The organism is Streptomyces sp. NPDC059456 (genome assembly GCF_042750055.1).
Taxonomy (GTDB): domain Bacteria; phylum Actinomycetota; class Actinomycetes; order Streptomycetales; family Streptomycetaceae; genus Streptomyces.
The window spans coordinates 1-10,202 of sequence record NZ_JBHYVA010000273.1 but is presented as its reverse complement, the minus strand read 5'-3'; the positions used below and the strand labels follow the sequence as shown (position 1 = coordinate 10,202).

At 73.3% G+C, this 10,202-nt stretch carries 8 protein-coding genes; 4 read left to right on the top strand and 4 right to left on the bottom strand.

The features are described 5' to 3' along the window. The first annotated feature begins 289 nt into the window (after window positions 1–289). The 3 genes from ACFXA3_RS22905 (at window position 290) to ACFXA3_RS22895 (ending at window position 3,922) form a co-directional block, all read left to right on the top strand. Window positions 290–1,282: a glycosyltransferase gene (locus ACFXA3_RS22905; protein ID WP_385189436.1), complete on the top strand. Its 993-nt coding sequence runs from the start codon at window positions 290–292 to the stop codon at window positions 1,280–1,282. Window positions 1,283–1,436: 154 nt separating this feature from the next. After that, window positions 1,437–2,912, top strand: coding sequence for an MFS transporter (locus tag ACFXA3_RS22900; protein WP_385189434.1), 1,476 nt, complete (start codon window positions 1,437–1,439; stop codon window positions 2,910–2,912). Beyond that, complete coding sequence (locus ACFXA3_RS22895; RefSeq protein ID WP_385189432.1) at window positions 2,909–3,922, top strand: TolB-like translocation protein; 1,014 nt, start codon at window positions 2,909–2,911, stop codon at window positions 3,920–3,922. The genes ACFXA3_RS22900 and ACFXA3_RS22895 overlap by 4 nt, the downstream gene beginning before the upstream one ends. Window positions 3,923–4,063: 141 nt before the next feature. Here the strand turns inward: ACFXA3_RS22895 and ACFXA3_RS22890 are convergent, their stop codons facing one another. Further along, on the bottom strand, window positions 4,064–4,462 hold the full coding sequence (locus ACFXA3_RS22890; RefSeq protein WP_385189429.1) for an SHOCT domain-containing protein: 399 nt from the start codon (window positions 4,460–4,462) through the stop codon (window positions 4,064–4,066). Between the two features lie 159 nt (window positions 4,463–4,621). On the opposite strand from ACFXA3_RS22890, the gene ACFXA3_RS22885 reads away from it, so the two are divergent. Continuing rightward, window positions 4,622–5,980 (top strand): hypothetical protein, encoded by a 1,359-nt coding sequence (locus ACFXA3_RS22885; protein WP_385189427.1) that lies wholly within the window; start codon window positions 4,622–4,624, stop codon window positions 5,978–5,980. 10 nt (window positions 5,981–5,990) lie between these two features. Here the strand turns inward: ACFXA3_RS22885 and ACFXA3_RS22880 are convergent, their stop codons facing one another. The 3 genes from ACFXA3_RS22880 to ACFXA3_RS22870 all read right to left on the bottom strand — a co-directional run bounded on the left by ACFXA3_RS22880 (window position 5,991) and on the right by ACFXA3_RS22870 (window position 10,167). Continuing rightward, the gene (locus ACFXA3_RS22880; RefSeq protein ID WP_385189424.1) at window positions 5,991–7,616 is read right to left on the bottom strand and encodes an MFS transporter; all 1,626 of its coding nucleotides are present in this window, start codon (window positions 7,614–7,616) and stop codon (window positions 5,991–5,993) included. A gap of 116 nt (window positions 7,617–7,732) precedes the next feature. Beyond that, a complete protein-coding gene (locus tag ACFXA3_RS22875; RefSeq protein ID WP_385189422.1) occupies window positions 7,733–9,154 on the bottom strand; it encodes a DUF2252 domain-containing protein in 1,422 nt (473 codons plus the stop codon). 98 nt (window positions 9,155–9,252) lie between these two features. After that, entirely contained in the window at window positions 9,253–10,167 is a 915-nt protein-coding gene (locus ACFXA3_RS22870; RefSeq protein ID WP_385189438.1) for a YhjD/YihY/BrkB family envelope integrity protein, read from the bottom strand. Window positions 10,168–10,202 lie beyond the last annotated feature (35 nt).

Sequence of the window (10,202 nt, the reverse complement as noted above, 5' to 3'; positions counted from 1 at the left end):
CTGCCCCCCGGTGTGGCCCCCCCAAACCCGTGGCCTACGTTTTTCACTTTATTTTCCGCCCCCCGGCCGCCCGGCGCCCCTCGCGCCGGTCCGGCCACGGGCGGGCGGCCTGTTCCCCACAAGCCACCGCACCCGCTCACACCTCAACTGCCTTGCTCCGGTTGGATTGCAGCGTCGCCGAAGCACGCCGAATCCGGTCGGCTGCGTTCAATCTAGACCACCGGGCCTACCCCCGGGGAGAGTTGGAGGAAACGGTCGGCGCGGCTGTTCGAGCATGCATACTTCCCGGGTGACCAGCATCGTGATCCCGGCGCACAACGAGGGCCGGGTCATCGGCCGACTCCTCGACGCACTCCTCGCCGGCGCCCCGGATTCCGGGCCCGACATCGTCGTGGTGTGCAACGGCTGTACGGACGACACCGCCGCGGTGGCGGGCGCGCGGGGCCCCCGCGTCCGGGTGGTGGAGATACCGACTCCCTCCAAACACACGGCGCTGCGGGTCGGGGACGAGCACGCGCGGGGCTTCCCCCGGCTGTACGTGGACGCCGACGTCGTGTTCGGGGCGACGGACGTACGGGAGCTGACCGGGGCCCTCGTCTCCGGTCCGGGCCTCCTCGCCGCCGCGCCCGGGCGGGACATCCCCCTGGCCGGGTGCGCCTGGCCGGTCCGCGCGTACTACCGGGTCTGGCAGCGGCTCCCGGCCGTCCGCGAGGGGCTGTTCGGGCGGGGGGTCATCGCGGTGACCGAGCCGGGGCACGCGCGCATCGCCGCCCTGCCCCCGCTGATGGCCGACGACCTGGCGGCGTCCCTCGCGTTCGCCCCGCAGGAGCGGCGCGTGGTCGAGGCGGCCCGGGTCGTGGTGCATCCGCCGCGCACCTGGGCGGACCTGATCAGGCGTCGGGTCAGGGCGGCGACCTCGTCCGCCGAACTGGAGCGCTTCCAGGCCTCCGGCGCGACGGGCGGGGCAGGGGCCGGAGGGGACGGGGCGGGCGAGACGCGCAGGACGGCTGCGACGGGCGCGCCGGACGGGAAGGGCGGGACGCCGGCCGGTGCGGGCGGGGTGGGCACGCCGGCACCGCGCGCTCCCGGCGCCCCCTCCACCCCCTCCGCGCGCACCGGGACGGGCGACCTGCGCGCCCTGCTGCTGGCCCAGCCGAGCCTGCTGCCCGGAGTCGTGGTGTTCGTTGTCGCCGCCCTCGCCGCCCGCCGGGGCGCCCGCAAGGCCATCCGCAGCGGGGACTTCTCCACGTGGCTCCGCGACGAGAGCAGCCGGCAGGGCTGAGCAGGGCCCGACCGAGGCGGGCCGTGCCGTGCCGTGCCGGGCCGCCGCATTCCGCCGAATCGGGCCGTACGCAGCCCAGTTGGCCCGTACAACCACTAGGGTTCCACCCGTACGTTCGACTGACTCAGACCGCCGGCACCGGGAGCTCGGAAGCATGTACCTCGCGGACCGCTCCGCGCCCGCGGGCGCGAAGACCGCACCGGACGGCGGGCCCGGCCGGGCCCCCGCGGTCGCCCCGACCGTCCTCGCACTCGGCGCGGTCAGCCTGATCACCGACGTCTCCTCCGAGATGGTCACCGCCGTGCTGCCGCTGTACCTGGTCGCCGGGCTGGGGCTGAGCCCGCTCGGCTTCGGCGCGCTCGACGGCGTCTACAACGGGGTGAGCGCCCTGGTGCAGCTGACCGGCGGGCACCTCGCCGACCGGGTCCGCAACCACAAGCTGATCGCCGGGCTCGGCTACGGTCTGTCCGCCCTGTGCAAACCGCTGCTGCTGCTCGCGCACAGTCTCGGCCCGGTGGGTGTGGTCCTCGCCCTGGAGCGCACCGGCAAGGGCCTGCGCACCGCACCGCGCGACGCCCTCATCTCCCTTTCCACGCCTGCCGGGTTACAGGGCCGAGCGTTCGGCGTGCACCGCGCCATGGACACGACCGGGGCCCTGCTCGGCCCACTCGCCGCCTTCTTCATCCTGAACGCGGCGATGGGCGGATACGACGCGGTCTTCGGGGTCAGCGCGTGCGTCGCCGTCCTCGGTGTCGTGGTGCTCATGCTGTTCGTCCCCTCGGGCGCGACCCCGGGCCAGCCCGCCGCGACACAGCCCGCCGCGGCGAAGCCCGACCCGGCACAGCCCGGCGCGGTGAAGCCCGACCCGGCGAAGCGCGCCGCGGTGAGGCCCGGCGCCGTGAAACCCGGCGCCGTGAAGCCCGACCCGGCGCAGCCCGACCCGGCAGAGCCCGCCGCGGTGAGGCCCGGCGCGGTGAAGCCCGGCGCGGTGAAGCCCGGCGCCGTGAACGTGCGCGAGGCGATGGCCCTGCTGCGGCTGCCCCGGTTGCGCGCCCTGGCGGTCTGCGCCGCCCTGCTGGGCCTGACCACCGTCAGCGACGCCTTCCTCTACCTGCTGCTCCAGGACCGCAGCGGCATCCGCGAACAGTGGTTCCCGCTGCTCCCCCTCGGCACCGCCGCCGTGTTCCTGCTGCTGGCCGTGCCGGCCGGCGCCCTGGCCGACCGGATCGGCCGCCGGACCGTGTTCCTCACCGGGCACGCCCTCCTGCTGGCCGGGTACGGACTGCTGCTCTGGGCCCCGCACTGGCCCGCCCTGCCGTGGCTGGTCCTCGTCCTGCACGGCCTGTTCTACGCCGCCACCGACGGGGTGCTGCCCGCCGCCGTCGGGGCGACCGTGCCCGCGAGACTGCGGGCCACCGGCATCGCCCTCGTCGGCACCGGCCAGGCACTCGCCCGCTTCGGCTGCTCGCTCGCCTTCGGCGCCGCCTGGACGCTCTGGGGCGCCGGTCCGGCGCTCGCCGCCGCCGCGGCCGGTCTGTGCTGCTGCGCGGCCGTCGCAGGCTTCGTACTCCGCCCGGCGGCCCCGGACTCCGCTCCGGACCCGGCCCGACTCCCCCGAGGAACCCGATGACCCGCTCACGCCGGCTGCTCGTACTCGCCGTGGCCGTGCTGCTCCTCGGGGGCCTCGCCGCCGCGCTGGTCCTGCGCGCCGCCGCCCGCGCCCAGCAGACGCGGGAGGGCGATCCGACGGTCGCCGCGGGCCGGGTCACGCTCGGGCCGCAGGCCCGGCTGGCCTTCCTCAACGGCGCGAAGGGGCCGCACGCCGGGGCCCTCGTATCGGTCCCGGGGCAGGACCCCGAGGGCGATCGCACCGCATCGGGGCTCACCTGCCGGCGCTTCCATGCGGCCGCCGGGATCGGGGTGTGCCTGAACTCCAGCCCCGGGGCGCTCGCCCAGGACAACAAGGCCCTGATCGTCGACGCCGATCTGCGCACCCTGCACGGCTTCCCGCTCGCCGGAACCCCCTCACGGGCCCGGGTCTCACCGACCGGCCACTTCGCCGCCTGGACGGTGTTCGTGTCCGGCGAGTCCTACGGCGCCGCCTTCTTCTCCACCCGTACGACGATCGTCGACACCCGCACCTGGGCCGTCGAACCGGACCTGGAGAAGTTCTCCATCGTGCTGGACGGCCGCCCGTACGGCTCGGGGGACGTGAACTTCTGGGGCGTCACCTTCTCCAAGGACGACGACACCTTCTACGCCACGCTCGGGACCGGCGGTCAGACGTACCTGGTCAAGGGCTCCATCGCGCGCCGCACCGTCACCACCCTCGCCCGGAACGTGGAGTGCCCGTCCCTGTCCCCGGACGAGACCCGGGTCGCGTACAAGAAGCGCGTCACGCGCGGCGCCTCGCTGTGGCGCGAGCACGTACTGGACCTGAGGACGCTGCGGGAGCAGCCGCTGGCCGAGAAGCGCAGCGTGGACGACCAGGCCCTGTGGCTCGACGACCGCACGGTGGCCTACGCCATGCCCACCGAGGGCGCACCGGACACCACCGACCTCTGGACGGTCCCGGCGGACGGATCCGGAACCCCCCGCATCCTGACCCCGTCGGCCTCCTCCCCCACCCGCCTCGGCTGACCGTGCCGGGCCGGGGCCCGGCCGTGGGCGGGGCGTCGCGCAGGGCGTCGGGCGGGGCGTCGGGCGGCCTCCCGCCGGTCCGCCCCCGCGGACCGGTTCGGAGGCCGTTTCCGGGCGCGGCCGGTGCCGCGTCAGGTCACGTCAGGTCAGGAGCTTCGACTTGGCCTGCTGGAACTCTTCCTCGCTGAGCACGCCCTTGGCCTTCAGGTCGGCGAGCTTGGCCAGTTCGTCCGCACCGGCGCCGCCGGCCGGGGCGGTGCCCGCGGTCTGGCGGATGTAGTCCTGGAACGCGGCCTCGCTCTGCTTCGCGGCCTTCACGTCCCGCTGGGTCATGCCCTTGCCGCGGGCGATGACGTAGATGAGCACTCCCAGGAAGGGCAGGATGATCACGAAGATCAGCCAGCCCGCCTTGCCCCAGCCGCTCATCTCATGGTCACGGAAGATATCCGTGATGATCTTGAACAGCAGGAACAGCCACATGATCCACAGAAAGAACCAGAGCATGGACCAGAACACGGAGAGCGCGGGGTAGTCGTCCATGGATGCCTCCTTGCGGCGGGCCGAATGCCCGCGATGAGCAGTATTGGCCCGCATACCGCCCTCCGCACGTCGAGCGCGTCCCCTCACCCGGTCGGCCCGCCCCCGCTCGCCCGATCCCCCGGGCCGGGATCCCCTGGGTACGACCCGTAGGAGGGCTGTATGCCGGAGGACGAAAACCAGGGTGAGCTCGCCGCGCTGCGGGCTCGGGTTGCCACTCTTGAGGCGGAGGCCTCGCAACGCCTGCCGCGCTGGCACCGGCTGCGCGCCTTCCTGTCCGCGCTGCTGATCATCATCGGCTGTGTCCTGGCCCCGCTGGGCATCGTCGCGGCGTGGACGTCCAGCATCGTGGGCGACACCGACCGCTACGTGACCACCGTGGCCCCGCTGGCGTCCAACCCGGACGTGCAGGCGGCCGCCGCGAACCGGGTCACCGGCGCGGTCATGGAGCACATCGACCTGCCCAACCTGCTGGAGGGCGTGGCACCGGAACAGAAGCCGCTGCTGCAGAAGGCGCTGGGGAAGCTGGGCAACGGGCTGGAGGGCGCGGTCCGCAGCTTCGTGCACGAGAAGGCGCTGGACGTCGTCCAGTCGAACGCCTTCGAGACCATCTGGACGAACGCGAACCGCACGGTCCACACCTCCCTCGTCCGCGCCCTGACCGGCAGCGACCAAGGGGCCGTGCAGATCAAGAACGACTCGGTGACCCTCGACCTCGCACCCGTGATCGACCAGGTGAAGACCAAGCTGGTGGATTCCGGGCTGAGCGTGGCCGCCAAGATCCCCGAGGTCCACACCGACTTCACCGTGCTCAAGTCGGACGACATCGGCCGGGTCAAGACCGGTTTCCGGCTGCTGGAGATCATGGGGCTGTGGCTGCCGGTCATCGCCGTCGTGCTCGCGGCCGTCGGTGTCCTGCTCTCCGTCCACCGCCGGCGCACCCTGGTCGCGGCGGCCCTCGGTTTCGCCGTCGCGGCGCTCATCCTGGGGATCGCGCTGACGGTCTTCCGCACGGTGTACCTGAACGCGCTCCCCGACACCGTGTCCCAGCCGGCCGCCGGCGCCGTCTACGACGCGATGATCAAACTCCTGCGCACCACGGTCCGCATGGTCGTGGTCCTCGGCGTGGTGCTCGCGCTGGCCGCCTGGCTCTCCGGGCCGGGACGGCACGCCACGGTGGTCCGCCAGATGTGGCACTCCGGCATCGCGGCCACCCGGGCCGCGGCCGACCGGGCGGGCCTGCGTACGGGCCCGGTCGGCGCCTTCGTGGGCCGCCACCGCACCTGGATCACGTGGATCCTGGTGGCGGCCGCCGTCCTCGCCTACGTGCTGTGGCCGTACCCGACGGGCTGGGTCGTCGTGGGCCTCGTCCTGGTACTGCTCTTCGCCTTCGCGGTGACGGACTTCATCGCCGAGGAACCCGGGGCCGCGCAGCCGGCGGCCCCCGCCGGGGGCGGACCCCCGAGCCCCCCGACCCCGCCGAGCGCGCCGAATCCCCCGAGCCCCCCAAGTCACCCGTAGCCCACCGCGGTCAGGGCCGCGCCGCCCCCGGCTGGGTCGCGGGGATGCGCTGGGTGAAGAACAGCGCCAGCAGCGCGGCCAGGGCGAGGATGCCGAGGGAGGCGCGCAGACCGTCGATCCGGGCGGTGGCGTTCGCGTCGAGCGCCGCCTGGGTCAGCTCGGATTCGAAACCCGCCTCGTCGAGCGCGGCGGTGAGCTGGGCGTCCGACAGGAAGGGCGCACCTCCCACGAGCTGGACGTTCGCCTGACTCTTGACCTCGGCGGGGACCGCCGGGTTCTGTTCGATGGCCGTGAGGAACGACGAGGTCAGCACGGTGATGAGGATGGAACCGGCGACCGCGGTGCCGATCGACGCGCCGAGGTTGGTGACGGTGTTCTGGATGCCGCCGATCTCGGCGCTCTGCTCGTCCGGGACCGCCGAGACGGTGACCGCCCCGAGCTGGGAGGCCAGCGCCCCCATCCCCAGTCCGATCAGCAGCAGCGGCACGGTGACGACGCCCGCCCCGGAGTCCTCGTCCAGGGCGGCCAGCAGCACGACGGCGCCCGCGAGCATCAGCAGGACCCCGATCCGCACCACGCGCCGCGGTGACGCGTCGGGGCGGAACCGGGGGATCCCGATCGCGGCGGCCAGCAGGGAGACGGACAGCGGCAGGATCAGCACGCCCGTCTTGACGGCGGACAGGCCCAGCGCGACGGACAGGTAGAGCGGGACGACGAAGAACACGCCCATCTGTACGAGGTACTGGAAGAAGAACATCGTGAGGCCGCCGGTGAGCTGCCGGTTGCCCCCGAGGTCCGGATCGACCAGCGGTTCGCGGCCGCGTGCCGCCAGGCGCCGCTCCCAGCGGAAGAACAGCCAGACGAGGAAGAGGCCCGCCATCATCAGCCAGACGACCGGTGACAGGTTGAACCAGGCCGGGGCGCCGGCCTTGGGCCGGAACCAGCCCCATTCGCTCGTGCGCAGCACGGCGAAGACGAACAGCCCGATGCCCAGCGCGGACACGATCGCACCCAGGACGTCGATGTGCGGTCGGGGGCCGGGGGGCGCGTCGGCGACCCGGCGGCCGAACAGCAGGATGGCCAGCACGACCACGACCTCGCCGGCGAACACCCAGCGCCAGGAGAAGAACGTGGTCGCCACGCCGCCGATGAGCGGCCCCAGGGCGATCGCCACCGCTCCCGCGGCCGCGACCAGCCCGTACGCGGCCGGCCTGCGTTCCACGGGGAAGTTGGAGGCGACGAGCGCCACGATCGCCGGCATGATCAGTGCCGCGCCCACGCCCTCCAGGAACGACCAGCCCAGCAGCAGGACGGTGAGGTTCGGGGCGAGTGACGTGGTGAGGGAGCCGCACCCGTAGACGATGCAGCCGAGCATGAAGGCGCGTCTGCGGCCGATGATCGCGCCGACCTTGCCGCCGCTGATCATCAGCATCGCCATGACCAGCGTGTAGGCCGTGATCGCGCCTTGCAGGCCGCTGACGGTGGTGCCGATGTCCTCCGCCACGGTCGCGATCGAGACGTTCATGACCGAGCTGTCCAGGGCCATCAGGAACTGTCCGGCCGCCAGCGTCAGCAGGACGAGCCGGGCGTCCTTGGCCTTCCCGGCCTCGGGTGTCGGGTGTGCCTTGGCTGTCATGGACGGAGCCTCCCACGGCTCCGGACGGCCACGTGTCGGCTCGCCGTGCAGGTCAGCCGACTGGCGCCGCACGCACGCTCAGGCCGCGCGCACGCTCACGCCGACCGTACGTACGCTCAGGCCGACTGCGCGGTCACCCGGCCCGAGGCCACCGCGTCCACCAGCGCCCGGTGGTCGCGCTCGTTGCGGTCGGCGTAGCTTTCCGCGAACCCCACCAGGGCCCGGTCGAACACGTCGCCGGCGCCCAGATAGGCGGCGATGGCGATCCGGTCTCCGGAACGGGCGTGGGCGCGGGCCAGCGTGGCGGCGCACACCTCCCCGTACGTCCGCATGCCGCGCGGCACCATGAGCGCCGGCTCGACGCTCCCCTTCCAGTCCCGCAACTGCCGTACGTAGAAGTCCCGCTCGCGGCCGTCGATGCCGTGCGCGCGGTACCAGCCCAGGAAGATGTCGCTGGCCGCCTGCATCAGGCGCTGCCCGGCCACCACCCGTTCGCCCTGCATGGAGTACTCGCCGGCGCCGGCGTACGGGGCGAGGACCGACTCGCCGGCCTCCTTGGCCTGGAGGATCAACGGGTCGTCGCTGTCGCGTCCCACGAGCAGCAGGATCCAGCACCGGGTCCCCACGCTGCCGACGCCGACCACCTTGCGCGCCACGTCGACGAGGGTGAACCGGCGCAGCAGGTGCCGCCGGTCCGACGGGAGGGTCTGCCCGTAGTGGTCGATCATGTCGCGGATCTGGTCCTCCAGCCTGTTGCGCTCCGCGTCCGGCAGCATCCCCCACAGGGGCTCGACCAGGGGCGGCGTCGACCGGAACCGGCGTTCCCCGGCGACCACCTCGGTGAGTTTCCCGGCGGCCTGGAGGCTGTCGCGTCCGCGCGCCTTCGCCAGGGATTCGGCGACCTGTTTGCGGCCGCGCGAGCGCAGTTCGCTCTCCGCGAGGGTGCGCAGCTGCTCCGCGTCGATGCGTGCGTACCAGACGTCGAGGTGGCTCATGCCCGCGTAGCGGCGCATCTGCTCGCGGTAGGACCTGCCTGCGGAGCGGACGATCTCGGCGCGTTCGGCGTCGGTGAAGCCGTTCTCCCTGCCGGCGACGGCCAGGCTCACGGCCAGCCGTTTGACGTCCCATTCCCACGGCCCGGGCAGCGTCTCGTCGAAGTCGTTGATGTCGAACAGCAGGTTGCGTTCCGGGGAGCCGAGCAGCCCGTAGTTCAGCATGTGGGCGTCGCCGCACAGTTGGACCCGCAGCCCGGAATCGGGCGTGTTCGCCAGGTCGCCGGCCATGACGGCGGCGGCGCCCCGGTAGAAGCGGAACGGCGACTCCACCATGCGCCCGTAGCGGATCGGCACCAGCTCGGGCACCCGGCCGGCCGACTGGCCTTCGAGGACGTCCAGGGGGTCCGGTCGGTGTGCGGGCGGCTCGAACTCGCCGTTCCGGGAGCGTGGTGTCCGGCGGCGGGCGGCGCGGCCCGCTTCGGCCCGCTCCGCCACGGACAGCCGGCGGGTGCCGTCCTCCGCCCCTGCGGCACGTTTTGCCATCACTGCACCTCCAGGCCGCTCGGGCCCCCCGCTGCCCAGCATGGCACTCCCGGCGCGGTGGCGCCGTACGGTGCGGCCGGGTGCCGGGGGCGGGTGCCTCAGCCCTGTTCAGCCCGCAGCCGCTTGGGTGCCGGGCTGCCCAGCCGCCGGGCCAGGAAGGGTTCCTGGGCGAGGACCGCGCCCGTCGTGACGCCGATGGCGATGGCCACGCACACCACGATCAGCCAGGACAGCAGGACGAAGACCGACCCGGCCGACCCGTAGTCGCTCAGCGCCCGCTCCAGGGCGCGCGGCATGTAGAACCGTGCGACCAGCGACAGGGCGGTGGCGCCGACGGCGGTCAGCACCGCTCCCGGCAGCAGGGGGAGCCAGCCGACCAGGCCGCCCAGCAGGAGGTGCTGGGACCACCACCACGCCAGGGTCAGGAAGACGAAGGTGAGGGGCACGCCCAGCCACAGTCCGAGGCCGAACCCCTCCCGCACGGGACCCTGCAACAGCAGCACGCCGAGCCAGACGGCGATCCAGGCGACCCAGCGCCAGACCGCGATGTGGGCTCCCGACCGGGGAATCTCCCAGGCCCGCTTGCACAGACGCTGCATCGCGCGGCTGGCAGCGGTGGCGGACAGCAGCACCATCAGGGCGCCCACCAGGCCCACCGCGTTCTGGAAGCCGGTGTCGGTGCCGCCGAAGATGGCGTCGAGCTGCTGGCTCGCGTCGCCGCTGAGCCCGAACACCGCGCGCACGGATTCGGCCAGTTGGTCCTGCACGCGCTTCGGGGCGAACGACGCGACGACGAAGACCAGCGGCACGGCGGTCAGGAAGCACTGCGCTGCCAGCCGCGTCGCGGAGTCGAAGATGTTCACCTCCACCATCCGCTCCGCCACGTGGGTGATCACGGGGAAGCGGGCCTCCGCCTCGCGCTGGAGGCGGAGGGCCCGCTCCGACGCGTCGCGGGAGCGGGTCCGCCACCACGAGGCGCGCGTGGTGTTGCGCGCGCGCTTGCGGGACGCCATCAGCGCACCGGGGAGGGTGAGGAGGGGGAAGGGGG

Excerpts from the sequence above, each read along its gene's own strand:
- ACFXA3_RS22900 (WP_385189434.1), top strand. The coding sequence starts at position 1,437 with ATGTACCTCGCGGACCGCTCCGCGCCCGCGGGCGCGAAGACCGCACCG.
- ACFXA3_RS22895 (WP_385189432.1), top strand. The coding sequence starts at position 2,909 with ATGACCCGCTCACGCCGGCTGCTCGTACTCGCCGTGGCCGTGCTGCTC.
- ACFXA3_RS22890 (WP_385189429.1), bottom strand. The coding sequence starts at position 4,462 with ATGGACGACTACCCCGCGCTCTCCGTGTTCTGGTCCATGCTCTGGTTC.
- ACFXA3_RS22885 (WP_385189427.1), top strand. The coding sequence starts at position 4,622 with ATGCCGGAGGACGAAAACCAGGGTGAGCTCGCCGCGCTGCGGGCTCGG.
- ACFXA3_RS22880 (WP_385189424.1), bottom strand. The coding sequence starts at position 7,616 with ATGACAGCCAAGGCACACCCGACACCCGAGGCCGGGAAGGCCAAGGAC.
- ACFXA3_RS22875 (WP_385189422.1), bottom strand. The coding sequence starts at position 9,154 with ATGGCAAAACGTGCCGCAGGGGCGGAGGACGGCACCCGCCGGCTGTCC.
- ACFXA3_RS22870 (WP_385189438.1), bottom strand. The coding sequence starts at position 10,167 with ATGGCGTCCCGCAAGCGCGCGCGCAACACCACGCGCGCCTCGTGGTGG.